Origin of the sequence: Pseudomonas sp. KBS0707, from assembly GCF_005937945.2 — a bacterium.
In the GTDB taxonomy this organism is placed as follows: domain Bacteria; phylum Pseudomonadota; class Gammaproteobacteria; order Pseudomonadales; family Pseudomonadaceae; genus Aquipseudomonas; species Aquipseudomonas amygdali.
Map to the genome: position 1 here is coordinate 397,446 of NZ_CP041754.1, position 26,226 is coordinate 423,671.

Sequence of the window (26,226 nt, forward strand, 5' to 3'; positions counted from 1 at the left end):
GATTGGGCGGTGGCAGGGAGTGACGACAACGCTGCAAGACTCATGCGTGTGGCCCTTCAGCATTGGCTGGCGAATGAAGCGCTTTACGCGGGCTGGCCCACGGTGCCAAAAGAAAGCTGAAGGCCAGCCCCAGGCTGACCGACAGGCCGAAATTGCTGATCGCCGGGGTGCCGGAAACAGCCAGCAGCCCGAACGACAGCCAGGTGGTGACCGCTGCCAGCAGCGTGCCCAGCAGGCTGACTGCCGCGCCGCCTATCTGCTCGCGCATCAGGATGGCGTAATCGACGCTGATCGCCGTGACCAGCAACAGGCCGAACAGGCTGAACAGAGTCAGCGGCTGACCTCGCCAGCCCAGGCTGGCGAGGCTGCACAGGGCCGCCAGCAGGGGCAGGGCGACGATGCGCAACGCACCGCCGAAGCCAAACGGAGCGATCAGCAGCAGGACGATCAGTACGCACGATGCCAGCTTCAATTCTGCAGCGCTGATCTGCGTGTGGGCAAACACCTCGTTGAGCTCACCCAGGCGGTCGACCAGTTGCACGCCCTCCAGGCCGATGGCCTGCACGCGCAGCAACGCCATGCTGTTCATGCCACGCAGGCTGACGATGCTGGCTACCTGAGCGTCGCCTTCGGCATCTTCGCTGGCGCCTAGCCAGAGCGTGCGCCACGGTTCGCTGAGCGGGCCTTGAAGCGCCTGATCAATGTCTTGCGTTGGCAGTGCCTGCAATTGAGAGAGTTCGGTCTTCAGCGCGTTGGCCGGGACGCCAAGCTGCACCAGTGGTGCCCAGTGTTGCGGCAATTTGCCCAGCGCATCACGGGTCAGTTGCTGCTCGGCAGGCGAATCCAGCAACTGGTTGAGGGCCATGAAACCCTGCAGCTTGTCCATGCTGATCAGTTGATCGAGCCGCTGAGTCAGCGCCGACTGCCGATCCAGCAACTGCTGTTGATCCTTGCCGCGCACCAGGAAGAACTGGCTGGTGGGCTGATAACCGGTGATCCGTGCGATAGCCTGGGCTTCGTCGGTCAATGCCTGAGGTGCCGAGACCCATTGGCGAATATCGTTCTTGGTGGTCAGGTGCCAGAGCCCGCCGCCGCAGAAGGCCAACAGTAGCGCCAGCAGAATCGGCGTGCTGATGCGCTGCAACAGCGCAGCGCGGCAATCAAGCATCAGTTGCGCCAGTTTCAGCGGCCATTGCGCGGGGCTGATCTCGACCTTTGCAAGCAGCGCAGGCAGCAGACACACTGCAGTCAGGTAAGCGCCGATCAGGCCCGCGGCGGAGAACACGGCAATTTGTGTCAGTGCCGGGAACGGCGTCCAGGCCAGGGCGAGATAGCCGATACAACTGGTGATCAGGCTCAGCGTCAGGCCCGGCAGGGTCAGGCGCAAGGCGGGCCAACTGCGCCAGGGTTTCAGGCTCCAGCTCTTGGACAGGTAATGCAGTGGGTAATCCACCGCCACACCAATCAGGCTGGAACCCAGCACCAGCGTCATGACGTGCATGCTGCCAAACAGCGCCACGCAAGCCACTGCACCGAAGAGCATGCCGACTACCACCGGTACAAACGCCAGCAGCACGCTCCAGCGTCGGAATGCCAGCAACAGCAGCAACAGAATACCGAGCGTGGCGCCCCCGCCGACCCAGGTGATTTCCCGGCTGGCCTGCTTCTGCCCGTCGGCGGCGTACAGCAGGCCGCTGGCGGCGAGCAATTGCCCACCGGCCTGCTGCGCCTGCCCCCGCGCTTTCGCCAGCAGGTCGGCGACCTGACCGGGCAGGTGCAGATCGAAAGCATCGGTTCGGGTTCGCGAACGCAGCAGTACCCAGCTTTTGCCCTCGGCGCTGGCGATCAGCGCGCCGCTGGCCAGATCCGCCTCGACCGAGCCCTGTTTCGGCAAGCCGTTCTGGATACGTCCGGTCAGCCCCAGCCAGTCATCCTGACTTGGCACCAGGCTGAACCCGGCAAACGGGTCGAAGAGAGTTTGTACGCGCTGCTCAATGAAAGTCTTCGGCTCATCGATCAACAGAGCGCGATCCGCTGCCGGCAACATCGCGATTCGCCCTTGCAGCAACTGGGTGCGCAACGCGGGCAGATCGGCTTGCAGCGACCACTGAACCTTCTCGAACAGGCCGCTCGCTTGCCATTGCTCCGCCAGCGTGCGAGCCAGTTCCACAGCCTGCTGGCGGTCGGTATGACCCACCAGCACAAGCATTTCGCGATTGAGCGGTTCCTGCATGCGCTTTTCGGCGCTCACCACCAGTTCGTCGTTGTCAGTGCCTGGCACCAGTTCCATGAGGTTGGCCGACAGCGGCGAGCGGTCGTGCCACTGCCAGCCGGCCAGCGCCAGCACGCTTGCCAGAATCAGCAGGAACAGTCGCGGCAATAGCCGCTCAGTCGTTGAAGTCATTGCGCTGCGCATCGGTCAGGGAGGAAGCACTGCTGCTGTCGATCATTTTCAGGACGGTACTGTCGCCTTGGGTTTCCAGCAACTCGATACGCTGGACCAGTCCGCCGCCATCGATGTTGATCTGTTTGAACACTTGTTGCAGCAGCATCGAGCGCGGCGTGAGCGTGAGTTGCCAGGCGTTCGCGTCGCCGTTGAGCTGCAAGTCGAAATCCCGTTGCAGGCCGCTGCTGTCGCCCTGCAGTACAGCAAGGAACAAGCGGTTCTGCTCGGCCCCGGCATTTTTGTTTGGTACGGGCTTCCAGGTGCTGACGTCGCCTACGCTTTCGCGGCGGGAAATGCCGCTGGCATTGATGCGGTAATCCTGTTTCAGCGGTGTTTCCAGCAGCCAGAGCAGCCCGAAATCCCTGGCGAGCACGAAGCGGCCTTTGCTGAGCAGTGGTTGCGGCAGGGCGCGCAGGTGTTTTTCCTGAATGAAGCTCCCTTGCACCACCGCAGGTTTAGCGAGCTGATCACTCAGTTGTTGTAGATCGAAAGCCTGCGCCAGTGAAGACAGGCACAGCAACCCCAGTAGCAGCAAGGCGCGAAACGGACGGTTCATGGCAAAGCTCTCTTCACGGCATCGATAAAGACCTGGGGCGATGCCAGTTGCATTTCCCGGCTCTGGCTGTCGACCGCAACCTGCACGGTGCTGGCGCGGGTCAAGCGTTCGCCGGTGTGTGCGTCGGTGATCAGGTAGTTGATCTTCAGACGGTTCTCCCACTCCACCAGACTGGCGCGTACGTTCAGTGTCTGGCCGAACACCGCGCTGCGCACGTAGCGCAGTTGCAGGTCGATCACCGGCCAACCATAACCGGATTCGAGCATCTGCATGTAGTTATGACCAATGTGGTCGAGCAATGCGCAACGTGCGACTTCCAGGTATTTGACGTAATGCCCGTGCCAGACGATGTTCATCATGTCGACGTCGAAAAACGGCACCACGATTTCGGTGTCGACGTGCAGAAAACCCTTACTGCGCATGCAAGCTCCAGCGGCGGTTGGCAATATGTTTCAGGCACAGGCGCAGTTCATTCTCCAGCGCTCGGTCTTCGATGACAGGGGCAAAGTCCTCGCCCAGTTGTTGGTGCATGGCCGCCAGTGCCGGTGGCAGCGGGCGCGCATCGGCGGCCTTGCTGCGCAGCCATATACCTTGGTTGGCGGCGATCAGCGTGGCGGCGGCAACCTGCTCGGTCAGCTCCAGCACCCGAATGGCGTCACGCGCAGCGATGGTGCCCATGCTCACCTTGTCCTGATTGTGGCATTCGGTGGAGCGCGAGAATACGCTGGCCGGCATGGTATTTTTCAGTGCTTCGGCGGTCCATGCGCTGGTGCCTATCTGCACCGCCTTGAAACCGTGATTGAGCATGGCCCGCTCGGCGCTGGCACCCGACAGATTGCTCGGCAAGCCGTGGTTGTAACGTTCGTCGACCAGCAGCGCCAATTGCCGGTCGAGCAGGTCTGCGACATTGGCCACCAGCGTTTTCAGGCTGTCCATGGCAAAAGCAATGTGCCCGCCGTAGAAATGCCCGCCGTGCAACACGCGCTCTGCTTCGGCATCGATGATCGGGTTGTCGTTGGCGCTGTTCAGCTCGATCTCGATGAACGAGCGCAGCCAGTTCAGGCTGTCGGCCAGCACGCCCAGCACATGCGGTGCGCAGCGCAGCGAATAGCGGTCCTGCAAACGATGCAGTGGGGCGGTTGGCGCGTCGATGGCCAGGTCCTGACGCAACCACGTGGCTACCTGCATCTGGCCCGGATGCGGCTTGGCGGCGAACAGGCGCTCGTCGAAGTGCTCCGGGTTGCCTTGCAGCGCCACCACGTTCATGGCGGTGATACGGGTCGCCAGTTGCAACAGGTAATCGGCGCGGGCGAACGCCAGGCACGCGATGCCGGTCATGACGGCGGTGCCGTTCATCAGCGCCAGCGCTTCCTTGGGGCGCAGCACCAGCGGCGTCCAGCCCAGTTCGCGGTGCACGTCGCTGGCCGGACGGCGCTCGCCACGGAACATCACGTCGCGCTCGCCGGACAGGGTCGCGGCCACGTAAGACAGTGGGGTCAGATCACCGCTGGCACCCACCGAGCCCTCTTCCGGGATCAGCGGCAGCACGTCCTGATCGATAAACGCCTGCAAACGCTCAAGCAGTTCGACGCGCACCCCGGAAACGCCCTGACATAGTGACTGCAAACGTGCCGCCAGCACTGCGCGGGTGGCTTGGGCGTCCAGCAGCTTGCCCAGCCCGCAGCCGTGAAACGTGTACAAATGCTGCGGCAGCGCCTCGACATGCTCCAATGGCACGGCCACCACGCAGGAGTCGCCGTAGCCGGTGGTGACGCCGTAGATCACGCCTTCCTTGTTCAGTAACGAATCGAGAAACTGCGCGCCCCTGGCAATGCGTGCGCGAAATTCAGCGTCGCCTTGCAACGCACTCGGCGCTTGACGATTGGCCAGGGCCAGCACGTCTTCGATACACAGAGCGCGCTCGCCGAAAATGATCGGGTCAGGAGCTTGAATCATCATCGGACTTCCAGAATGGGTAGAAATTGAACCACTGCTGCGGGGCTTCCAGGCAGTAGTGCCCAAGACGCTCGGCATAACGCGTGGCCCAGTGGGCGATGACCTGGGCTCGGTCGCTGCGTCGCCATTCGATGGCGTCGGAGAACGGTTCGAGAATCACCCGATAGCCCCTCGGGCCTTTAAGGCAGAAAAACAGATTGACCGGGCACTTGAGCAGACCGGCCAGCAGCCACGGGCCTTGCGGAAACGTCGCGGGCTTGCCCAGAAAGTCGACCCGCACATTGCGCCCGCCGTGCAGGGCAACGCGGTCACCGGCGATGGCCAGCCACTCGCCTTCGTCCAGACGCTGGCTGAGTTGCAGCATGATCGCCGGGTCCAGTTCGCTGACCTGAATCAGCCGCAGGTTAGTCGCTCCGGCTTCACCGAGCAGGCGATTGAAGCGTTCGGCGTGCTTGGTGTGTACCAGCACGTTCATGGTGACTTTTTCGCCGAGCTCGGCCAGTGCGCGGCACACCTCAAGGTTGCCCAGATGCGCCCCGACCAGCATCTGCCCGCGCTCGCCGCGCAGGTTGTGGCGCAGCAGGGCAGGGTCGATGATCTCGATCTGTTCGATGCCCAGCTTGCCGTTCCATACGTCAAGCTTGTCGAGCAGTGCTTCGGCGAAGGCCATGAACTGGCCAAACACGCTCCGCTGGCTGGGGCGCAGTTCGGGTCTGGCGCTCCAGTCCGCCAGGCGCTGCTGGTATTCCCAGATGCTGTGTCGGGCACGGCGGCCGAAGGCGAAGAAATATAGAACGATGCCATACAGCACCGGGCTGAGCAGGCGACGACCGAGCACGCGCATGCCCCAGGCGGTAAGCTTCATGAGCAGGAAGCTGCCACGCTCTTCGTGACTGGCCCAATGTTCCTTGGGCGATTTTTCAATGGTCATGAGCGCCACCGCCGCCAGAGGATCACCGGCAGACGCATCAGCATGCCGAAGAACAGCTTGGCGTGCATTTTCGAGATCAGGGCGTTGTCGTGAAACAGGCGGAAATGCGACAGGCCGTCCTGCGGATAGTGAACGCGGGTCGGCAGCCAGCGCATCGCCTGGCCACGCCATGACAGGCGCACGAGAATTTCCGAGTCGAAGTCCATGCGCCTGCCGATCTGCACGCTGTCGATCAGCGCCAGAACCGGGGCCAGCGGGTAGAGCCGAAAGCCGCACATGGAATCGCGAATATGCAGTGACAGGGTGTTGATCCATACCCAGACGTGAGTGAGATAACGGGCGTACAGGCGGCCTTTGGGCACGCTTTCGTCGTACTGCGGATAGCCACAGATCAACGCTTGCGGGTACTGGCGTGACTGCTCCAGAAACACCGGAATATCGTTCAGGTCATGCTGACCATCGGCATCGACCTGCAACGCATGGCTGAAACCCAGGCGTGCCGCCTCGCGGAACCCGGCCATGACCGCGCCGCCCTTGCCTTGATTGACCGGCAGGCGCAACAGGTAAATACCCTCACCCTGCGCCAGCTGCTGTAACACTGCGGCGCAAGCCGGGCTGCTGGCATCGTCCACCAGTATGCAGGGCAAGCCTGCGTTGCGGACGGCCTTGACCACGCTGGGCACGGCCAGTTCGTGGTCGAACACCGGAATGATCACGCAAGGCTTATGCATGATCTCCCTCCAGCACAATCCGGCCGCTGGAGCAGGGTGCGTTTTCGCTGTTGTGAAAGGCGAAATGCAGCTTTGAGCGAGCGGCATCGAAGCGCAGGGTCAGTTTCAGGCGGTCGCCGGGGCGCACCAGTTGCTGAAACTTGAGCACTTCCATGCCAGCAAAGTCGGTTGGCAGATTCAACAGGCGCTGGCCCAGACTGATCGCCCATTCGACCTGAACCACGCCGGGCAAGACCGGTGCCTTGGGAAAGTGGCCGCTGAAAAATGCCAGATCTGGCGGGACCATCAGTTGCAGGTGCAATTCGCCGTCGACCGTCTGTTGGTCAAGCACTTGCGGTTGCCTGGGGCGTGAGGCCATGAGCAGGTTCTGCACGACCATCTGCGCCAGTTTGCCCTGAGCATTGAAGGGCATTTGCCGCAGCAGACGCCAGCGCCGCGGCAGGGCGATGGTTTCGCAGTGCGGTCGCAGATACTGGCGCAAGGCTTCGGTAAGCGCTCGACGGCCCTGATTGCGCAGGGCCAGCAAGCCCGCATCGCTCAGCACCAGCAGCGCGCCAAGCGACGCACGGTTTTCCTGAACCACGCCAAGGCGCGCTTCATTTACCCATTCGTGAGTCGTAAGGGCCTGCTCGATCAGCGGCAACGACACGCGCTTTTCTTCAAGCTTGACGATGCGGTCCAGCCTGCCCAGCAGTTCGAATCGCCCATCATTGCCAATCTGCACGGCATCGGCGGTCTGCTCTACGTGACCGGGCGGCAGATAGGGCGAGCTGATGCGCAGCGCCCCTTCGTTGTTCTGACTCAGCTCTACGCCGTCGAAGGCTTGCCATTGCTGTTCGCCCTGCCGCCAGGCGATGCCACCGGTTTCCGAACTGCCGAGAATTTCCGTCGGCCACTGGCCAAGACGTTGTAGCAGGCTTTGCGCCGCTTCGGCTGGCAATGCGCCGCCGGATGAAAACACCCGGCTCACGGCACTGAGGCTGCTCCAGTCGAGGTTGTCGCCCATGCGCTTGAGCAGTGCCGGGCTGGCGACCCAGGCAAAGGACGGGTATTCGCGGCTGGCGCGTTGCAGGTCTTCGGCAAACGGCAACTGGCGGCGCACGAACGGGCGCGCGGCGCACAGCGGCCATAGCAAACGGAACAGCAGCCCATAAATATGTTGCGTCGCAACGCTGCCGATCATGCATGCCGAACCAAGCTGCGCGCCCCACAGCTGTTCCAGCCCGCAGACTTCGTTGGCCAGCTGGCGCAGGCGTTTTTCAATCAGTTTGGGCTCGCCGCTGGAACCCGAGGTGCACAGGCTCAACCGGCACTGGTCAAGGTCAAGCGCTGCCGGAGCCAACTGCGCGGCGTGCAGATCGCTTAAATGCGTGTCGTGCGCCAGGTCGGTCAGCCACAGGTCGACCCGATTGGCCCAGCGCTCGCGGGTCTGGCCTTGCAAGTCCGCGGGCAGCAATACATGCACACCGGCGCGCCAGGCACCGAACAAGGCGACGGCCAGGTCAGCGGCATCTTCAAGGTGTACCGCGAGGTTTTTGATACCGCGGGCTTGCAGTCCTGCGGCCACACTCAGTGCCTGATCACGAAATTGCGCGTGGTCCAGGGTCGGGGCCAGTGTCAGCGGCCGGTCGGGCAGGGCGTCGAGCAGCAGGTGTTCAAGGTTCAACCAGTTCATGCGATCCATTTCATTTGCCGCCCGCAGAGGGTGGGCGGACGATCCATTCAACAGCGAACAACAGGCCCATCAATCCGTAGGAAACCAGGCCGGTGTACAGCGTCCACCAGGACAACGGTGCCCAGAGCGTCAGTATGGCTGCCGTGAGGCCATTGGCGAGGAAGAACAGGCACCAGATCTGCGTGACTTTACGGGTGTAGCGGATGCCGGACTCGGGCAGTTCAGGGCGGTTTATGCGCGCCATTCTTTCTACGATAGGCGGGCCGTAGATCAGGCTTGAACCGAACAGGCCGAGCATGAACGCGCTGACCAGTACCGGATACCAGCGCAGCATCAGGTGGCTGTCGATTACGCCCAGCGCCACGCAAAAAACCAGGGCGACGAGCGCCATCGCCAGGCTGCCGGGCTTGCGCTCGCCGGTCAGTGCGCGCGCCAGCCACAGGCTGCCCAGCAGCAGCGCGAACTGCCACGGGGCGAAGTGTTCGGTTCCCCAGTAGACGGCAAACGGATACAGCACACCGGCCAGCACCAGAATCAGGCCAATCAGCCGCTTCATTCGGCCGCGTTGACCAGTTTGTAGACGGCCTCTACCACGTCGTTCACGGTTCTGACTGACTTGAACTCTTCAGCGGCAATCTTCTTGCCGGTCTTGCGTTTGATGTGGTCTATCAGGTCCACGGCATCGATGCTGTCGATTTCCAGGTCCTGATACAGGTTGGCTTCAAGTGTGACCCTCTCAGGCTCCAGTTCGAACAGTTCCACCATTGCGGCGCGCAGGATTTCGAAGATGTCTTCACGGGTTTGCATGTTCAATTCTCAGGCCGGTTGTCTGGCGCTGACGAAGGCCGCAAGGCTGTCGACGCTGGCGAAATGGTTACGGGTGTCCTTTGCATCGGCATCGATCTTGATGCCATAGCGCTTCTGGATGGCCAGGCCCAGTTCGAGCGCATCCACCGAGTCCAGTCCCAGTCCTTCGCCGAACAGCGTCATATCGTTGCCGATATCTTCCGGGGTGATGTCTTCGAGGCCCAGGGCATCGATGATCAACAATTTAATGTCCTGGTGCAGATCGCTCATCTGAGGCGAGCTCCTTGGTGAAATAGTCATGCAGGTAATCGTTGAGCTTGCGGGACGCCACGGGCGGCGGACCCAGCGAACTGAAGGCGGTGGGGTCTATATCGGCACCGACGCGCAAACTGAAGTGCACGCGGCGTTGTGCAATGCGATACCAGGGCTCGGCCTTGGTCAGAGTGGTCGGCTGGACCTTGATGGTCACCGGAGTGATCATGCTCGCGCCACGCAGTGCAATGGCGGCCGCGCCCCGGTGAAAGACCGGCGGCTGACCCGGCTGGGTGCGGGTGCCTTCGGGGAAAATAATCAGTGTCTGGCCGCTTTGCAGGCGCTCCACGGCGGCATCGAGCATGTCCATGCTGCCGTCGTTGCTGATGTAACCTGTGGAGCGCACCGGGCCACGGGTGAACGGGTTTTCCCACAGGCTGCGCTTGACCACGCAATTGGCGTCACGCACCAGCCCGATCAGGAACACCACGTCGATCAGTGACGGGTGGTTGGCAATGATCATCTGCCCGGGGCGGCCAAGCTTTTCGGCACCCTGTACCTCGTAGGTCAACACGCCCATGCGCGCCATGATGCGGATGAACAGCCAGAACAGGCGGCTGATGGTCTGCCTGGCGCGGCGCTGATGACTGGCTACACTGCCGGGCAGGCAACTCAGTATCGGAAAAACGAACAAGCGCAGGCACAGGCCGCTGAGCCCGAAGAGGGCAAAGCTGAAGGCGGTTGCCAGCAAACGCCAGTAATAAGCATCCTGACGTTTTTTCAGTTCTTGCGTTGCCAGTTCCATAACCGGTTATTCCAGGGGTGCAGGCAGACGGATTGATCAGTGTGCAAGGCTTGCAGCAGATTCAATGCGTGGGGCCATCGAGTCTGCGGGTTCCCTTGTGTGTCGCTGTGCAAAGACAATTCCCACTGGTTGCCGGGCGTCAGCAGCAAGCCGACCGCGTAGGGAAAGGGCACGTCATCAATCCATTGTGCATAAGCGTGTGGTGGCTGCTCTTCAGTCACCACAAGCAATACTGCTTCTGCACCCTCGGCCAGCAACGCTGCGGCCTCGAACGCTCCATACTCCAGCCCGTCGCCTGCGGCGGCCAGGGCTGTCATCTCACTTGTTTCACCGCGCATGATCGACCACAGGCCAATCACTGCGTTATGCACTGAAAGGCTGAACTGGGTCGGTGAAACCGGCTCGTTCGCAGCCAGATCGCGCAGAATTTCAAACGTTCTCGGGGTTTCTCCGTGGCGCGAGACAAACACCAGCGGTACGCGCCCCAAACCTTCAGTCAATGGCCAGCCGACGGCAAATGCCATTCTGGCCATGCGGCCCAGGCGGCGACGTTGCATGGCAGGCAGGAAAGACACGTCTGGCGCGGCATCACTGGTTTCCAGTAGCGTCGGATTGCGGCTCCATTGCAGCCAGTCGTCCGCGCTCGCCAGGCCCGGAGCCCAGGCATGCCATCGTGCAATGTTGAAGGTGATCAATACTTCTCTTCCCGCCCCTGCGGGCTTGTTTCTCGCTACATCGATATCAGGTAGATATCAGCCTGGGTGCGGTAATTTTACCGAGTGCGCGCATTATCCCGATGGGGGTCATTACTAGCAAATTTGTTACATAAAAATCGTTTACATACGTGTATTTTAAAGTTCAAGTCTGGCTTTAGGATGACAGTCAGGTACGTGCCGTTTTGCGATAAGCTCGCTGTTGTCATATGTACTGCCTAGACTCTACACCTCTTAAGGTCGTTATCGGCCACACCTGCTGTTTCTTCATCTTTCAAGGAACCCAAAGCATGCGTCGCGTGGTATTCAATCAGAAGGGCGGTGTAGGCAAATCGAGCATCGCCTGCAATCTGGCTGCAGTCAGCGCTCACGAAGGCTATCGGACGTTGTTGATCGATCTCGATGCCCAGGCCAACTCGACTCAGTACCTCACCGGCCTTACCGGTCAGGATATTCCGATGGGTATTGCCGAGTTCTTCAAGAACACACTGTCAGCAGCACCGTTCGCCAAGAAAAACCACGTTGATATCTATGAAACACCTTTCGATAACCTGCATGTGGTCACGGCCACTGCCGAGCTTGCCGACTTGCAGCCCAAACTTGAGGCAAAGCACAAGATCAATAAGCTGCGCAAACTGCTCGACGAACTGAGTGAGGATTACGAGCGGATTTATCTGGATACGCCGCCAGCACTGAACTTTTATGCGGTTTCGGCGCTTATTGCGTCTGATCGTGTATTGATTCCGTTCGACTGCGACAGCTTTTCCCGACAGGCGCTGTACGGACTGATGCGCGAGATCGAGGAGCTGAAAGAGGATCACAACGAAGATCTTCAGGTTGAAGGCATCATCGTCAACCAGTTCCAGCCCCGAGCCAGCCTGCCGCAGCAGATGCTCGACGAGCTGATAGCCGAGGGGCTGCCGGTGTTGCCGGTCTACCTGGGCGCATCGGTGAAAATGCGTGAGTCGCATCAGGCCAGCCTGCCGCTGATCCACCTGGACCCCCGTCACAAGCTGACGCAGCAGTTCGTGGACCTGCATCACTTGCTGGAGACCAATGCCCATCCGTGATGGGTATGCACCACGCTTAGCACTCAGCTTCGCAAACAAGTCCGCTTTTGATTCTGGCCGAAGGCCGTGGGAGTGAACTTGTTCACGAAAGGGCCGGTATAGTCACAGAAAATGTATCGTCTGAACTACCGTATTCGCGAACAAGTTCGCTCCCACGCCCTGCGGGCAGAAGCCAATCTGTGAGCATCTAAAGACTTATGCATAACGCTCAGACACAGAAATCATCGTGGCCTGAGCACCTCGGGCGTATAGCTGCCGTCTCTCAATGAGCAGGCCAGGTGCTCTGAATGCAGCCGCGCGGCCGAGGCCAGTTCGGTGGAGATGGTGACAGCAGCGTCCATGTCGGCCTGAACGTGTTCCTGCGAGGCGCTCAGGCGGTTGCTGCCGGGTTTGCAGCCGCACTCCACTGCATGTCCCTGCGTGGCAACCGCCACCAGATCGTCGACATACGTCGGGTTGCCCTGAGCAATGAAACCGATGCGGGTGCACGCCGGGCACCACACGGGGTCGCCCATGCGGGCAACGCGGCGCTGGTCGATGACTTCGCTTGACGAGCCGCTCAGCACAAACCCGCCGGTGGTGGTTGGATCGCCTTCCCTGACTATGAACGACATGGCAGTGCTTCCTGTGGGTGTTGGAAGCCTCAAGGCTAGGCGCAAATCGGCTGCCTGATTGCGCAGAAGCCCTGTTAAAGACCGGTCCTACGCAAAGATCAGCAGAGCGTTTCGCGGATGTTACGGGCATCAATAAAGGTGATCAAAAAATGATCACTTCTACTATCGTTACTCCAGCCGTAACGATTCACCTCGCTGCTTGATTGATGCTTGCCCCTATCGCTCCTAAGGTGGCCCACGACAGCAAAATCGTGGAGCGATCATGACAACAACAACTTCCCCCGACGCACGCTGGACACGTCGTCGCACCGAGAAGCAGCGGCGTCTGGAGCAGGTGCGGACGCTGGCCGATGGCGTAGTGCTGCCGACCGACAAGATTGTCGCGGCGCTGGAGGCCTTGCTGGTTTCCGGTGATCGGGTGGTGCTTGAGGGCAATAACCAGAAACAGGCGGACTTCCTGTCCCGCGCGCTGGCCAAAGTCGATCCGGGCAAGGTCCATGACCTGCACATGATCATGCCAAGCGTTGGCCGCGCCGAGCACCTCGACCTTTTCGAGCAAGGCATCGCACGCAAACTGGACTTCTCGTTTGCTGGCACGCAGAGCCTGCGCATCAGCCAGTTGCTGGAAGACGGCCTGCTGGAAATCGGTGCGATCCACACCTACATCGAACTGTATTCGCGGCTGGTGGTGGACCTGATCCCCAACGTGGTGCTGGCCGCAGGCTTCATGGCCGACCGGGCAGGCAACATCTACACCGGCCCGAGCACCGAAGACACCCCCGCGTTGATCGAGCCGGCTGCGTTCAGCGATGGCATCGTCATCGTTCAGGTCAATCAATTGGTGGATGACGTCAGCGAACTGCCTCGCGTGGACATTCCGGCCTCGTGGGTCGATTTTGTGGTGGTAGCCGACAAGCCGTTCTACATCGAGCCGCTGTTCACCCGCGACCCACGCCACATCAAGCCGGTGCACGTATTGATGGCGATGATGGCGATTCGCGGCATCTACGAAAAACACAACGTTCAGTCGCTGAACCACGGCATTGGCTTCAATACCGCAGCCATTGAACTGATTCTGCCGACTTACGGCGAGTCGCTGGGCCTCAAGGGCAAGATCTGCCGTAACTGGACACTTAACCCGCATCCGACGCTGATCCCGGCCATCGAAAGCGGCTGGGTCGAGAGCGTGCATTGCTTCGGCACCGAACTGGGCATGGAAAACTACATTGCTGCGCGCCCGGATGTGTTCTTCACCGGGCGCGATGGCTCGCTGCGTTCCAATCGCCAACTCTGTCAGCTTGCTGGCCAATATGCCGTTGACCTGTTTATCGGCGCGACCCTGCAGGTGGATGGAGACGGGCATTCCTCGACCGTCACCCGTGGCAGGCTGGCAGGTTTTGGCGGCGCACCGAACATGGGCCATGATCCGCGCGGCAGACGTCATGCCACCCCGGCATGGCTGGACATGCGCCAACAGAACGAGAGCGGCCCGGATGCCTATCTGGAGCGCGGCAAAAAGCTCGTGGTGCAGATGGTCGAGACGTTTCAGGAGGGCGGCAAGCCGACCTTCGTTGAAACGCTGGACGCTGTAGAAGTGGCGAAGAAAAGCGGCATGCCGCTGGCACCGATTATGATCTACGGCGACGACGTCACCCATTTGTTGACCGAAGAAGGCATCGCCTACCTCTACAAGGCGCGCAGCCTGGAAGAGCGTCAGGCGATGATCGCCGCCGTGGCGGGCGTGACCGTGATCGGCTTGCGCCATAACCCGAAAGACACTGCACGTATGCGTCGTGAAGGGCTGATCGCGCTGCCGGAAGACCTCGGCATCCGGCGCACCGATGCCAGCCGTGAACTGCTTGCGGCCAAGAGCATTGCCGATCTGGTTCAGTGGTCCGGTGGTCTGTACAGCCCGCCTGCCAAATTCAGGAGTTGGTGATGAGCGCACTTCAATTGACACCGCAAGCTGCTTCGCTTGCCGAGCGACTGGCCGATCTGGCCGTCGATGCCCTGATCGCCGAAGCCGACCTGTCGCCCAAACCTGCACTGGTGGACCGACGTGGCAGCGGCGCACACACCGACCTGCATCTGGGCCTGATGCATTCCTCGGCGCTGTCACTGTGGCCGACCTTCAAGTTAATGGCTGATGCCGCCGGGCAATTCAACACAGTGGGCCAGCCATTACGTGAGGCGCTCGGTCGTCTCGGTCGCGATGGTGAAGCCACGATGCTGCGCACCACCCAGGGTGTGAATACTCATCGAGGTGCGATCTGGGCGCTGGGCCTGCTGGTGACGGCTGCCGCGCTGGACGCCCGCAACTGCGCACCCGAAGCCGTTCTCGCGCGGGCTGCCAGCCTGGCGCAGATCAAGGACCGCCAAGTGCTCGTGCAAGGCAGTCACGGTAATGAAGTGGTTCGCCGTTACGGTGTAATGGGTGCCCGGGAACAGGCGCAGCAAGGCTTCCCGGCAGTCAGGGATTTCGCCTTGCCGCAACTGCAACGCAGTCGCGCGGCGGGCAGTGGCGAGCAGAACGCCCGGCTGGATGCGCTGCTGGCGATCATGACCACCCTGTCCGACACCTGCGTGCTGCATCGTGCCGGTATCGAAGGCTTGCACACCATGCAGCGCGGCGCTCAGCACGTGCTGGACGTTGGCGGCAGTGCCAGCCTTGCCGGGCGCCGCGCACTGAACCAACTGGATCAGCAACTGCTGGCGCTGAATGCTTCGCCTGGCGGCGCGGCTGATCTGCTGGCTGCCTGCCTGTTTATCGACGGCCTGGAGCCTGCGCTCGGCCGTGTTTCGAGGAGTGTCTGAAATGGAAACCCTGTCTTTTGAATTCCCTGCCGGACAGCCGCCCAAAGGCCGCGCGCTGGTAGGTGTGGTTGGCTCGGGCGATCTGGAAGTGCTGCTGGAGCCCGGTTCGCCAGGCAAGCTATCAATTCAGGTGGTGACCTCGGTCAACGGTGCCTCGCTGCGTTGGAAACATCTTTTCGAGCGCATGTTCGACGGCCAGACCCCGCCTGCGCTGAGCATCGACATCCACGACTTCGGGGCCACGCCCGGCGTGGTGCGCTTGCGTCTGGAGCAGGGCTTCGAGGAGATCGGTCATGACTGATAACGCACGTTTGCTGAGCCAGCACAGTTTCATCGAGCTCGGTGCCCGGCAGCGCGCCCGCGCTCTGCTGGATGCCGACAGCTTCCGCGAATTGCTTGGCCCGTTTGATCGCGTCATGTCGCCCTGGCTTGCCAGACAAGGCGTTGTCCCTCAAGCCGACGATGGCGTGGTGGTTGCCAAGGGCACTGTTGACGGGCGGCCGGTAGTCATTGCGGCCATTGAAGGCTCGTTTCAGGGCGGCAGCATGGGCGAAGTCGGCGGTGCAAAAATGGCAGGCGCGTTGGAGCTGGCTGCCGAAGACAACCGCAACGGTATTCCCACCGCTGCCATCGTGCTGCTGGAAACCGGCGGTGTGCGTTTGCAGGAAGCCAATCTGGGCCTGGCGGCGATTGCCGAGATTCATGCCGCAATGGTCGACTTGCGTCAGTACCAGCCGGTGATTGGTGTGGTGGCGGGCAGTGTTGGCTGTTTTGGCGGGATGTCCATTGCTGCAGGCTTGTGCAGCTATTTGCTGGTGACCCAGGAGGCCCGCTTGGGCCTGAACGGCCCGCAGGTGATCGAGCAGGAAGCCGGCATCGAAGAATACGATTCCCGTGACCGCCCGTTTATCTGGAGCCTGACCGGTGGCCAGCAGCGGTTTGCCAGTGATCTGGTGGACGGTTTTGCCGCAGACGATGTGGCCGATATCCGGCAGCAGGTCAGCGGCTGGCTCAAGCAGGGCGTACCGGCAGCGTATCGCAGCAGCCAGTACGAACTGTTTTTGCAGCGCCTCACCAGCCTCCACACCGAAGCGCAAATCGATCCGCAGAGTGTACGTACCCTTTATCAAGGAGCCCGGTCATGAGCTATTCACAAAGGGGTTTGCACTGGTTCAACGCGTTGAGCGCAGGTGCTACGCAAGTTGACGGTCTGCCTGCCTCGCTCAAGGTCGCCGATGGCTTGCTGGGCGACCAGCCGGTACGATTTGTGGCGGTGGTTGCCGATACCGGCAATCGTTTTCCTCGGGCGCGTCAGGGCGAGGTCGGTCTGCTGGAAGGCTGGGGCCTGGCCAAAGCTGTGGATGATGCCATCGAGCAGGACCGCGACCGCGCCGAAAAGCGTGCATTGATTGCGATTGTCGATGTGCCGAGCCAGGCCTATGGCCGCCGCGAAGAAGCGCTGGGCATTCATCAGGCGCTGGCTGGGGCGGTGGACAGCTATGCACGGGCGCGTCTTGCCGGGCATGCGGTGATTGGTCTGCTGGTTGGCAAGGCTATGTCCGGCGCGTTTCTGGCCCACGGGTATCAGGCCAATCGGCTGATTGCACTGCGTGATCCCGGCGTGATGGTGCATGCGATGGGCAAGGCTTCCGCCGCTCGGGTAACGCTGCGCAGTGTCGAAGACCTGGAAAAGCTCGCCGCCAGCATCCCGCCAATGGCCTACGACATTGACAGCTATGCTAGCCTTGGTCTGCTGTGGGAAACCCTCTCGGTCAGCCAGATCGAGCAGCCCACTGCGAACGACCTGACTCAGGTCCGCAATGTTCTAAGCAGTGCGATCAACGACGTGCAGGCCAGCGGGGTCGACCTGAGTAGCCGTCTGGGCGCGAGCAATCGTGCGGCATCGGCTACCGTGCGCCAGTTGCTGCGGGCGCAATGGTGATCGACAGCGCTTGCGCAGTATTGCCCCATGATTTGCTGTGGGGCATGCCACTGTCTGCCTTGCCGGACGATGCGCCCAAATGGGCGGTCGAAACGGTGCTGGCCGGGCAGCCGGTTGTGGTGCGTCGGCAGGCCATGCCAGTCGGTCAAGTGGCCGTAGGGTTGCGCGGCTACGGTCGTGAGCAGCGCTATGCCGCGAGCATGCTGTTGACGGATGTCTATCGGCGGGTAACCCCCGAACAACTGGTCTTGTGCCCGGTCGAGAATATTCAGGACTGGCCCGCGTTGCGTGCCTTGCGTCAGGTCCGCCCGGTGATGGATGCGCTGGAACTGGTCTGGGGCGTCGGTGGCAGCGCCGGGTTCGAATTGGCCAGTGGTATCGCGGCGTTGAATCAGGACAGCGATCTGGACCTGATTTTGCGTACGCCTGAGCCGTTAAGTCGCAGTTGCGCAGCCGAATTGGTCGAGGCGCTGGAAATATCGGTCTGCCGGGTCGATGTCCAGCTGCAACTCGATCATGGCGCTGTGGCATTGCGTGAATGGGCGCGCCCAGCGGGGCGGGTGTTGCTCAAGACCGCAGCAGGGGCGCGGCTGGTTGCAGATCCGTGGCATCTGATCGGGGCGTGCGCATGAGTAGCCTGTGGGTGTTTCCCGGTCAGGGCGCGCAGCAGGCCGGCATGCTGCATCAATTACCCGACGACCCTGTCGTCCACGATTGCCTGCAGGACGCTGCCGATGCTCTGGGCGAAGACGTACTGGCGCTGGACAGCACTCAGGCGCTGCAAGCGACCCGCGCCGTCCAGCTTTGCCTGTTGATCGCCGGTGTCGCCTGCGCCCGTCTGTTGCAGGCGCGTGACTGTGTGCCGGATTACGTTGCAGGGTTGTCCATCGGCGCTTATCCGGCAGCGGTGATCTCCGGGGCGCTGGCCTTTGACGATGCCGTGCGCCTGGTGGCGTTGCGTGGCGAGCTGATGCAAGGCGCCTGGCCGCAGGGTTACGGCATGACCGCGCTCGTCGGTCTGGACCAGATGCAGGTAGAAGCGCTGATCGCGCAGGTACACAGCGCGAAGACACCGGTATTTCTCGCCAATATCAACGCCGACAACCAGATGGTGATCTCCGGCAGTGCCGAGGCGATGCATCAGGTCGGTCAACTGGCCAAGGCTGCTGGAGCGGCAGCGGTCAAGCGTCTTGCGGTCAGCGTGCCGTCACATTGCGCCTTGCTGGACGCTCCCGCGCAACAACTGGCCGAGGCCTTTTCAAGGGTCGCGCTAACGGCACCCAGGATACGTTACCTGAGCGGTAGCACGGCGCGACCTGTGCGCAATGCCGAGAAGCTGCGTGACGACCTGGCCTTCAACATGTGCCGGGTCATCGATTGGCGCAGCACCGTGGAAACTGCCTGGGAGCGAGGCGTGCGCCTGCACATCGAATTGCCGCCCGGTGCCGTGTTGACCGGGCTGGCGCGCAAAGTCTTCCAGCAAGGAACAGCGCTGGCCTTTCAGGCTGCGCGTCTGGACAGCCTGATCGCGCTGTCGCGCGAGGAGGGTCGCCGCACTCCATAGAGCCGCCGTGCAGCTGCTACGAAGGACAAAAACAACAACTTCAGCAATGCAAACAGAGGACTAACAAAAATGATTATCTATGGTGTTGCACTACTGGCTATCTGCACGCTCGCGGGCGTGATTCTCGGTGACATGCTCGGCGTTCTGCTGGGCGTGAAATCCAATGTGGGCGGGGTCGGGATCGCCATGATCCTGTTGATCTGCGCACGTCTGTGGATGCAGAAACACGGCGGCATGACCAAGGACTGCGAAATGGGCGTGGGTTTCTGGGGCGCGCTGTACATACCGGTCGTGGTGGCGATGGCCGCGCAACAAAACGTTGTGACCGCACTCAAGGGCGGGCCGGTGGCGGTATTGGCCGCTGTCGGTTCTGTGGTGCTCTGCGCCTGCACCATCGCAGTGATCAGCCGCACCAATCGCGGCGAGCCTTTACCCAAGGAAGAGCCGCTGCTGACGCCTGTGATCAAGCCTGAAATAGCCCCGGTTGGAGGTCGCTGATATGTGGGACCTCATCGAGAAAGGACTTGAACACAACGGGCTGATCACCGCATTTGCCTTCGTCGGTATCATCATGTGGGTCTCGGTGGTGCTTTCAAAGCGCCTGACCTTCGGCCGGGTGCATGGCTCGGCCATCGCGATTGTCATCGGGCTGATTCTGGCCTGGATCGGCGGCACGTTGACCGGCGGCCAGAAGGGGCTTGCCGATATGGCGCTGTTCTCAGGCATCGGCCTGATGGGCGGGGCGATGTTGCGTGACTTCGCCATCGTGGCGACTGCCTTTGAAGTGCAGGCAACCGAGGCACGCAAGGCCGGGCTGATCGGAGCAATTGCCTTGCTGTTGGGCACGATTCTGCCGTTTATCGTGGGCGCGAGCATTGCCTGGGTGTTTGGCTACCGCGATGCAATCAGCATGACCACCATTGGCGCGGGTGCTGTGACCTACATCGTCGGCCCGGTGACCGGTGCTGCGTTGGGTGCGACCTCCGACGTGATGGCCCTGTCGATTGCCACCGGCCTGATCAAGGCGATTCTGGTGATGGTCGGTACGCCCATGGCGGCGCGCTGGATGGGGCTGGACAACCCGCGTTCGGCGATGGTTTTCGGTGGTCTGGCGGGTACTGTCAGCGGCGTTACCGCAGGGCTGGCGGCAACGGATCGGCGTCTGGTGCCTTATGGCGCGCTGACCGCCACTTTTCATACCGGACTGGGCTGTCTGCTGGGGCCGTCTGTGCTGTATTTCATCGTGCGCGCAATCGTCGGTTAGATCCCTTCGATCAGGTCGCCTGCTCCAGCAGGCGATTCGCATACATCCGACACTCAGCCAGCAGCGCCAGCAGGTTAGGGTCTCGCTCTCTGGACTTGAGAAAGACCATGCCGATGTGTTGCTGCATCCGGTAGCGGCTCTGCAATGGAATCAGCCGCACGCGGTTTTCATACACTGCGGCTATGCGCCCCGGCAGCAGCGCATAGCCGACGCCGGAACTGACCATGCTCAGCAGGGTGAAGATGTCATTGACCTGCATCGCCACTTTGGGCTCGAACCCGGCCTGCTGAAACACCCGTATGCCATCGCGATGAGTGGCAAAGCCTTGGGTGAGGGTGATAAATGTCGCTTCACGCAGGTCGCTGAGATCCACCTCGCTGTGCTCGGCAAACGGCGAGTCGGTGGGCACAGCCAGGAAGATATCGTCGGAAAACAACGCCAGCTGCTCGCAGTCCGGGTCATGGGTGCTTTCATCCAGCGACACCAGCATGGCGTCGACTTCCATGTTCTTGAGCTTGTACAGCAGGTCCATGTTCGAACCCAGAATCAGATCGATATTCAGCTCGCTGCGGCGGATTTTCAGGCCCATGATCAGCTGCGGCACCGTCTTGACGGTCAGTGAATACAAAGCCCCAAGGCGGAAGCGTGCCGCCGAAAAGCCTGCCGCCTGACGGGTCAGCTCTACGGTGGCGAGCACATCCTGCACCAGCTTCTGCGCACGCTTTTCCAGCACATACGCGCTTTCCAGCGGCGTAAGGTTACGGCCTTCGTGTTTGAACAGCGGGCAACGCAGGGCGCTTTCCAACGAGTGAATGGCGCGGTGCACGCTGACGTTGCTGGTCTGCAACTCCTCCGCCGCCCGCGCCAGATTGCCGGTGCGCATGAAGGCCAGGAATATTTCCAGTTTCTTGAGCGTCAGTTCGTCATCGATCTGCATGTCGTGGCGCTGGTTATTGATGTGCGCTGATTGTGCACAAGTCGTGCGCCGATAGCTGCTTAAAATATCCGTCACTGAAACAGGGTGTTGCGATTTGTTTCAATAACCGCGAGCCTCTGCTCCCAGTGTTTTGCCACAAGAGGGTATTGAGCGGATGTATTACGGAGAAAAATTCAACGCCTGGTCCCACTTGGTGGGCGCAGTACTGGCCGGTGTCGGCGCAATCTGGCTATTGGTGATGGCGAGTCTGCACGGCGATGTCTGGAAGGTGGTCAGTATTGCGATCTATGGCGCCTGTCTGGTCACGCTGTACAGCGTTTCGACGATTTACCACAGCGTCAAGGGCCGTTCGAAATCGATCATGCAGAAGGTCGATCACTTTTCGATCTACCTGATGATTGCGGGCAGCTACACGCCGTTCTGTCTTGCGACATTGCGCGGCGCGTGGGGCTGGACCCTGTTCGGTATCGTCTGGGGGCTGGCGCTGATCGGCATTGTGCAGGAGATAAAACCCCGCTCTGAAGCGCGAATCATGTCCATCGTGATCTACGCCGTGATGGGCTGGATCGTCCTCGTGGCGGTCAAACCACTGATTGCTGCGCTCGGCCTGACGGGCTTCATCTGGCTGGCCGGCGGCGGCGTGCTGTACACCGTCGGCATTCTGTTCTTCGCCTACGACCAGATCCGCCACTTTCACGGCATCTGGCACCTGTTCGTCATCGGCGGCAGTTTGATGCACTTCGTGGCGATTTGTTTTTATGTGCTGTGAGGAGGGGACGAGCATCAGTAGTCAGAAATCGCCCCACAGCTGTTGCGCCACGCTGAGCGCGACCACGGGAGCGGTTTCCGTGCGCAGAACGCGTGGGCCGAGGCGTGCGGCGTGGAAGCCGGCGTCTTGCGCCTGATCGACTTCTGCGTCGTTCAAGCCGCCTTCCGGACCAATCAGGAAGGCCAGGCTGGCTGGCTTGTCATGGCTGGTCAGCGGCTCGGCCACCGGGTGCAGGACCAGTTTCAGGTCGGCCTCGGTGTGCTTGATCCACTCGGCCAGCGGCATCGGCGCATGAATCACCGGCACCACCGAGCGACCGCACTGCTCGCAGGCGCTGATTGCGATCTGTTGCCAATGCGCCTGGCGCTTCTCGGCGCGCTCGTCCTTGAGACGCACCTCACAGCGCTCGCTGACAATCGGGGTAATTTCGCTGACGCCCAGCTCGGTGGCCTTCTGAATAGCCCAGTCCATGCGTTCACCACGCGACAGGCCCTGGCCCAGATGAATGCGCAGCCCTGACTCGACTTGCCCGGCAAAGCTTTCGGTCAGTTGCACATGCACGCGCTTCTTGCCGACTTCCAGCAAGGTGCCGCGAAACTCCTGGCCCGATCCGTCGAACAGTTGCAGCGCGTCACCTTCGGTCATGCGCAGCACGCGGCTGATGTAATGCGTCTGGGCCTCAGGCAGTTCGTGCTCGCCCAGGCTAAGCGGCGCTTCAGTAAAAAAGCGGGAGAGTCTCATGGTGTGTCTCGGTTCCGGTGTTGTTTTGTTATGGCCCTTTCGCGGACAAGTCCGCTCCCACATTAATGCGGTGTTGCCCGGTCCGCTCGTGGGAGCGGACTTGTCCGCGAAGGCGTCAGTCGCGGCGCCGCAAATTCCAGCACTAGCCCGGATCTCTGAAATCCGGATGAAAGTTCTCGCGCACGGCAACACTGACACTGCTGCGCGTAGCGATATCAATGCCCTCGGTGGCCACCTCGGCCAGAAAGTCGATCTGCTCCGGGGTAATCACGTACGGCGGCAGAAAATACACCACACTGCCCAGTGGTCGCAGCAATGCACCGCGCTCCAGCGCATGCTGAAAGACCTTCATGCCACGCCGTTCCTGCCACGGGTAGGCGGTCTTGGTGGCTTTGTCCTGAACCATTTCGATAGCGATGGCCATGCCGGTCTGACGCACTTCCGCCACATGTGGATGGTCCACCAGATGCGCCGTGGCTGTCGCCATACGCTGCGCCAGGGCCTTGTTGTTTTCGATGACGTTGTCCTGCTCGAAGATATCCAGTGTCGCCAGCGCCGCCGCACAGGCCAGCGGGTTGCCGGTGTAACTGTGTGAGTGCAGAAACGCGCGCAGCGTTGGGTAGTCGTCGTAGAACGCGTCGTACACATCATCGGTGGTCAGGCAGGCCGCCAGCGGCAGGTAGCCACCGGTCAGCGCCTTGGACAGGCACAGGAAATCCGGACGGATGCCGGCCTGTTCGCAGGCGAACATGGTCCCGGTACGGCCGAAACCGACAGCGATTTCATCGTGGATCAGGTGCACGCCATAGCGGTCGCAGGCGTCGCGCAGCAGCTTGAGGTAGACCGGGTGATACATGCGCATGCCGCCCGCGCCCTGGATCAGCGGTTCGACGATCACCGCCGCAACGCTGGCGTGGTGTTCGGCAAGGGTCTGCTCCATGGCGGCGAACATGTTGCGCGAATGCTCTTCCCAGCTCATGCCTTCCGGGCGGTGATAGCAGTCGGGGCTCGGCACCTTGATGGTGTCGAGCAGCAGCGCCTTGTAGGTTTCGGTAAACAGCGGCACGTCGCCCACCGACATCGCCGCCATGGTCTCGCCGTGGTAGCTGTTGGTCAGGGTGACGAAGCGTTTCTTGTCCGGCTGGCCGCGATTGAGCCAGTAGTGAAAGCTCATCTTCAGCGCGACTTCAATGCACGATGAGCCATTGTCGGCGTAGAAGCAGCGGTTGAGGCCTTCAGGGGTCAGTTTGACCAGCCGTTCGGACAGCTCGATGACCGGCTGATGACTGAAACCGGCAAGAATCACGTGTTCCAGTTGGTCGACCTGATCCTTGATGCGCTGGTTGATGCGCGGGTTGGCGTGTCCGAAAACGTTGACCCACCAGGAACTGACAGCGTCCAGATAACGCTTGCCCTCGAAGTCTTCAAGCCATACGCCTTCACCACGCTTGATCGGTATCAACGGCAGATTTTCGTGGTCTTTCATCTGGGTGCAGGGGTGCCACAGGACCTTCAGGTCACGCTGCATCCACTGGTCATTGAGGCCCATTTTCAATCTCCGGGTAGCGACTCGCCTGATGCGAGGACGAACAATCGCGCAAGCCTATGCAATGCCCGGCTGCGGAACAACCTTTGATGCAGTTTTAACAGCTGATGGACATTGCTGGCGGCTATTTGATGGCTCGCGTATCCTGCGCAGCAAGTCGATGTGCCGGGCTGACTTGCCCAATCTTCCCTATGTTTTCTGGAGTTCGCCGAATGCTTTCTGGGTGGCTGCGCGCCTGTGCGCTGATAGTGGCAGGGTTGGTCAGCGTTTCTACGCTCGCCGATGAAAAACAACGAACCGCCATTGTCGTCGGTGGTGGTCTGGCAGGCTTGACCGCTGCCTATGAACTGCAGGCCAAAGGCTGGCAGGTGACGCTACTGGAAGCCAAGCCCAGCCTGGGCGGACGTTCCGGTCTGGCGACCAGCGAGTGGATCGGCAACACCAAGGCTCAGCCAGTGCTGAACCGCTACCTGGACAGCTTCAAGCTGCCTACCGTGCCTGCGCCTGAATTTGTTCGCACGCCCAGCTACCTGATCGACGGTGTGTACTTCACCCAGGCTGACCTGGCCGTCAAACAGCCTGCGACCGCCGAAGCCATCAAGCGCTACAACGACACGCTGGACAACCTCGCGCGCTCGGTTGACGACCCGGAAAACCCGGCGTCCAACAGCACCTTGTTCGCGCTGGACCAAATCAACGTCGCCAACTGGCTGGACCGCCTGAACCTGCCTGCCACGGCGCGTCAGTTGATCAACCAGCAGATCCGCACCCGCTACGATGAGCCTTCGCGCCTGTCGTTGCTGTACCTCGCCCAGCAATCGCGGGTTTATCGCTCGGTCGACGAGCGTGACTTGCGTGCTGCGCGCCTGCCCGGTGGCAGTGCGGTGCTGACCCAGGCGTTCGTCAAGCAGCTCAAGACCGTCAAGACCAATTCGCCGGTGACGGCAGTCGTTCAGGAGAAGGACAAGGTCACCGTCAAGGCTGGCGCAACCAGCTACACCGCAGATTACGTGGTCATGGCCGTACCGCTGCGCTCGCTGGGCAAGATCCAGATGACGCCTGCGCTGGACGCTCAGCACATGGGCGCGATCAAGAGCACCAACTACGGCTGGCGCGACCAGATCATGCTCAAGTTCAAGACCCCGGTCTGGGACAGCAAGGCACGCATGTCCGGTGAAGTGTTCAGTAACACCGGTCTGGGCATGTTGTGGGTAGAGCCCGCGCTCAAGGGCGGCGCCAACGTGGTGATCAACCTGTCGGGCGACAACGCGCGCATCATGCAGGCCTTCGGCGACAAGCAGATGGTCGATCAGGTGCTGATCCGTCTGCATGCGTTCTACCCTGAAGCACGCGGTGCGTACACCGGCTATGAAATCCGCCGCTACAGCGTCGATCCGTCCACTGGCGGTTCTTACCTGGCGTTCGGCCCCGGTCAGATCAGCAAATACTGGCGTCTGTGGGAACGGCCGATTCTGCGTGTAGCCTTTGCTGGCGAGCACACCGACACCTTGTACCCCGGCACTCTGGAAGGCGCCCTGCGCAGTGGTCAGCGTGCAGCCGGTCAGGTGCAGGATCTGGCCGCTGGCAAGTCGTTCGAACCGGTCAAGGTTGCACCGCCGAAAGCACCAGCCCCGGCTTCGCAGAAGTCCGAAGGCAATTTCTTCAGCAATCTGTTCGGTGGTTCCTCCGACAAGCCGGCCGAACCCGCCAAGCCGCAGGCTGACAAGCCAGGCTTCTTCTCGCGCCTGTTCGGTAGTGATGAAGCTCCGGCCCCGGCCCCTGCTCCGGTAGAGAAGGCTGTAGAGCCTGCTCCAGCGCCTGCACCGGCTGCCGCTCCGGCACCCGTGGTTGCGCCGGTTGTCCAGCCTGCCAAGCCGCCGGTAAAAGCCGAGCCTGCGAAGAAACCGGCGACCAAGGCTGAGCCTGCGAAAAAGCCGCAGAGCAAGGAAGCCGCCAAAAAAGAAGCGGCGAAGAAAGAAGCAGCAAAAAAGGAAGCTGCGAAAAAGGCTCAGAGCAAACCGGCTCCTGCCAAAACCCCTGCTGAAACAGCGCCCGCAGACGTTAACAACTGACCGGGCAATAGCTGAGCGAAA

Annotated in this window: 28 protein-coding genes; 12 read left to right on the plus strand and 16 right to left on the minus strand. The window is 61.2% G+C overall.

The genetic code is table 11. From position 1 onward, the window contains the following. Nucleotides 1-40: 40 nt before the first annotated feature. Genes FFH21_RS01945 through FFH21_RS02000 form a run of 12 tightly spaced genes read right to left on the minus strand, consistent with a single transcriptional unit; the run spans nt 41 to nt 10,854 of the window. A complete protein-coding gene (locus tag FFH21_RS01945; RefSeq protein ID WP_011167477.1) occupies nt 41-2,404 on the minus strand; it encodes an MMPL family transporter in 2,364 nt (787 codons plus the stop codon). Continuing rightward, nucleotides 2,388-3,002 (minus strand): outer membrane lipoprotein carrier protein LolA, encoded by a 615-nt coding sequence (locus FFH21_RS01950; RefSeq protein WP_011167478.1) that lies wholly within the window; start codon nt 3,000-3,002, stop codon nt 2,388-2,390. The genes FFH21_RS01945 and FFH21_RS01950 overlap by 17 nt, the downstream gene beginning before the upstream one ends. Continuing rightward, entirely contained in the window at nt 2,999-3,424 is a 426-nt protein-coding gene (locus FFH21_RS01955) for a thioesterase family protein (RefSeq protein WP_002551680.1), read from the minus strand. The genes FFH21_RS01950 and FFH21_RS01955 overlap by 4 nt, the downstream gene beginning before the upstream one ends. Beyond that, nucleotides 3,414-4,961 carry a histidine ammonia-lyase gene (hutH, locus tag FFH21_RS01960; protein WP_011167479.1) on the minus strand — a complete coding sequence of 516 codons (1,548 nt, stop codon included), beginning with the start codon at nt 4,959-4,961 and terminating at the stop codon, nt 3,414-3,416. Before hutH ends, FFH21_RS01955 begins: the two co-directional genes overlap by 11 nt. Beyond that, nucleotides 4,942-5,889, minus strand: coding sequence for a glycosyl transferase (locus FFH21_RS01965; protein WP_004654308.1), 948 nt, complete (start codon nt 5,887-5,889; stop codon nt 4,942-4,944). The genes hutH and FFH21_RS01965 overlap by 20 nt, the downstream gene beginning before the upstream one ends. Continuing rightward, complete coding sequence (locus FFH21_RS01970) at nt 5,886-6,620, minus strand: glycosyltransferase family 2 protein (RefSeq protein ID WP_002551683.1); 735 nt, start codon at nt 6,618-6,620, stop codon at nt 5,886-5,888. The genes FFH21_RS01965 and FFH21_RS01970 overlap by 4 nt, the downstream gene beginning before the upstream one ends. Further along, nucleotides 6,613-8,295, minus strand: a complete 1,683-nt coding sequence (locus tag FFH21_RS01975) for an acyl-CoA synthetase family protein (protein ID WP_041924705.1) — start codon at nt 8,293-8,295, stop codon at nt 6,613-6,615. The genes FFH21_RS01970 and FFH21_RS01975 overlap by 8 nt, the downstream gene beginning before the upstream one ends. 10 nt (nt 8,296-8,305) lie before the next feature. Then, nucleotides 8,306-8,851 carry a membrane protein gene (locus tag FFH21_RS01980; protein ID WP_004654313.1) on the minus strand — a complete coding sequence of 182 codons (546 nt, stop codon included), beginning with the start codon at nt 8,849-8,851 and terminating at the stop codon, nt 8,306-8,308. Further along, on the minus strand, nt 8,848-9,102 hold the full coding sequence (locus FFH21_RS01985; protein WP_004654315.1) for an acyl carrier protein: 255 nt from the start codon (nt 9,100-9,102) through the stop codon (nt 8,848-8,850). The genes FFH21_RS01980 and FFH21_RS01985 overlap by 4 nt, the downstream gene beginning before the upstream one ends. 9 nt (nt 9,103-9,111) lie before the next feature. Continuing rightward, nucleotides 9,112-9,372: a phosphopantetheine-binding protein gene (locus FFH21_RS01990; RefSeq protein WP_002551687.1), complete on the minus strand. Its 261-nt coding sequence runs from the start codon at nt 9,370-9,372 to the stop codon at nt 9,112-9,114. Further along, on the minus strand, nt 9,347-10,159 hold the full coding sequence (locus FFH21_RS01995; protein WP_004666474.1) for a 1-acyl-sn-glycerol-3-phosphate acyltransferase: 813 nt from the start codon (nt 10,157-10,159) through the stop codon (nt 9,347-9,349). Before FFH21_RS01995 ends, FFH21_RS01990 begins: the two co-directional genes overlap by 26 nt. Then, nucleotides 10,135-10,854, minus strand: a complete 720-nt coding sequence (locus FFH21_RS02000; protein WP_004654322.1) for a beta-ketoacyl synthase chain length factor — start codon at nt 10,852-10,854, stop codon at nt 10,135-10,137. The genes FFH21_RS01995 and FFH21_RS02000 overlap by 25 nt, the downstream gene beginning before the upstream one ends. Before the next feature lie 308 nt (nt 10,855-11,162). Between FFH21_RS02000 and FFH21_RS02005 the strand changes: the two genes are divergently transcribed. Then, nucleotides 11,163-11,942, plus strand: coding sequence for a ParA family protein (locus FFH21_RS02005; protein ID WP_004654324.1), 780 nt, complete (start codon nt 11,163-11,165; stop codon nt 11,940-11,942). 221 nt (nt 11,943-12,163) lie between these two features. Here the strand turns inward: FFH21_RS02005 and FFH21_RS02010 are convergent, their stop codons facing one another. Beyond that, a complete protein-coding gene (locus FFH21_RS02010; RefSeq protein ID WP_011167482.1) occupies nt 12,164-12,556 on the minus strand; it encodes a PAAR domain-containing protein in 393 nt (130 codons plus the stop codon). 262 nt (nt 12,557-12,818) lie between these two features. On the opposite strand from FFH21_RS02010, the gene mdcA reads away from it, so the two are divergent. The 9 genes from mdcA (at nt 12,819) to madM (ending at nt 20,140) form a co-directional block, all read left to right on the plus strand. Continuing rightward, on the plus strand, nt 12,819-14,495 hold the full coding sequence (mdcA, locus tag FFH21_RS02015) for a malonate decarboxylase subunit alpha (protein WP_004654329.1): 1,677 nt from the start codon (nt 12,819-12,821) through the stop codon (nt 14,493-14,495). Beyond that, entirely contained in the window at nt 14,495-15,370 is an 876-nt protein-coding gene (locus FFH21_RS02020) for a triphosphoribosyl-dephospho-CoA synthase (RefSeq protein WP_004666473.1), read from the plus strand. Before mdcA ends, FFH21_RS02020 begins: the two co-directional genes overlap by 1 nt. Before the next feature lies 1 nt (nt 15,371). Then, complete coding sequence (locus FFH21_RS02025) at nt 15,372-15,671, plus strand: malonate decarboxylase subunit delta (RefSeq protein WP_004654333.1); 300 nt, start codon at nt 15,372-15,374, stop codon at nt 15,669-15,671. Next, on the plus strand, nt 15,664-16,515 hold the full coding sequence (locus FFH21_RS02030) for a biotin-independent malonate decarboxylase subunit beta (RefSeq protein WP_011167483.1): 852 nt from the start codon (nt 15,664-15,666) through the stop codon (nt 16,513-16,515). The genes FFH21_RS02025 and FFH21_RS02030 overlap by 8 nt, the downstream gene beginning before the upstream one ends. Beyond that, nucleotides 16,512-17,312: a biotin-independent malonate decarboxylase subunit gamma gene (gene mdcE / locus FFH21_RS02035; RefSeq protein WP_004666472.1), complete on the plus strand. Its 801-nt coding sequence runs from the start codon at nt 16,512-16,514 to the stop codon at nt 17,310-17,312. The genes FFH21_RS02030 and mdcE overlap by 4 nt, the downstream gene beginning before the upstream one ends. After that, nucleotides 17,306-17,944: a malonate decarboxylase holo-ACP synthase gene (locus FFH21_RS02040; RefSeq protein ID WP_004654338.1), complete on the plus strand. Its 639-nt coding sequence runs from the start codon at nt 17,306-17,308 to the stop codon at nt 17,942-17,944. The genes mdcE and FFH21_RS02040 overlap by 7 nt, the downstream gene beginning before the upstream one ends. Then, a complete protein-coding gene (mdcH, locus tag FFH21_RS02045) occupies nt 17,941-18,876 on the plus strand; it encodes a malonate decarboxylase subunit epsilon (RefSeq protein WP_011167484.1) in 936 nt (311 codons plus the stop codon). The genes FFH21_RS02040 and mdcH overlap by 4 nt, the downstream gene beginning before the upstream one ends. A gap of 69 nt (nt 18,877-18,945) precedes the next feature. Further along, nucleotides 18,946-19,374, plus strand: coding sequence for a malonate transporter subunit MadL (gene madL / locus FFH21_RS02050; protein WP_004654343.1), 429 nt, complete (start codon nt 18,946-18,948; stop codon nt 19,372-19,374). Nucleotide 19,375: 1 nt separating this feature from the next. Beyond that, nucleotides 19,376-20,140, plus strand: coding sequence for a malonate transporter subunit MadM (gene madM / locus FFH21_RS02055; protein ID WP_011167485.1), 765 nt, complete (start codon nt 19,376-19,378; stop codon nt 20,138-20,140). Between the two features lie 10 nt (nt 20,141-20,150). Here madM and FFH21_RS02060 read toward each other — a convergent pair whose 3' ends face one another. Continuing rightward, complete coding sequence (locus FFH21_RS02060) at nt 20,151-21,077, minus strand: LysR substrate-binding domain-containing protein (protein ID WP_004654350.1); 927 nt, start codon at nt 21,075-21,077, stop codon at nt 20,151-20,153. 154 nt (nt 21,078-21,231) lie between these two features. Here FFH21_RS02060 and FFH21_RS02065 point away from each other — a divergent pair, with 154 nt between their 5' ends. Continuing rightward, nucleotides 21,232-21,846, plus strand: a complete 615-nt coding sequence (locus tag FFH21_RS02065; protein ID WP_019740887.1) for a hemolysin III family protein — start codon at nt 21,232-21,234, stop codon at nt 21,844-21,846. 21 nt (nt 21,847-21,867) lie between these two features. Here the strand turns inward: FFH21_RS02065 and FFH21_RS02070 are convergent, their stop codons facing one another. Together FFH21_RS02070 and FFH21_RS02075 are read right to left on the minus strand one after the other, a co-directional pair. Further along, nucleotides 21,868-22,587, minus strand: a complete 720-nt coding sequence (locus FFH21_RS02070) for a 16S rRNA (uracil(1498)-N(3))-methyltransferase (RefSeq protein ID WP_011167487.1) — start codon at nt 22,585-22,587, stop codon at nt 21,868-21,870. Between the two features lie 142 nt (nt 22,588-22,729). Next, complete coding sequence (locus FFH21_RS02075) at nt 22,730-24,136, minus strand: adenosylmethionine--8-amino-7-oxononanoate transaminase (protein ID WP_004666469.1); 1,407 nt, start codon at nt 24,134-24,136, stop codon at nt 22,730-22,732. A gap of 209 nt (nt 24,137-24,345) precedes the next feature. Between FFH21_RS02075 and FFH21_RS02080 the strand changes: the two genes are divergently transcribed. Further along, nucleotides 24,346-26,205, plus strand: a complete 1,860-nt coding sequence (locus FFH21_RS02080; protein WP_004667268.1) for a flavin monoamine oxidase family protein — start codon at nt 24,346-24,348, stop codon at nt 26,203-26,205. Nucleotides 26,206-26,226: the final 21 nt, after the last annotated feature.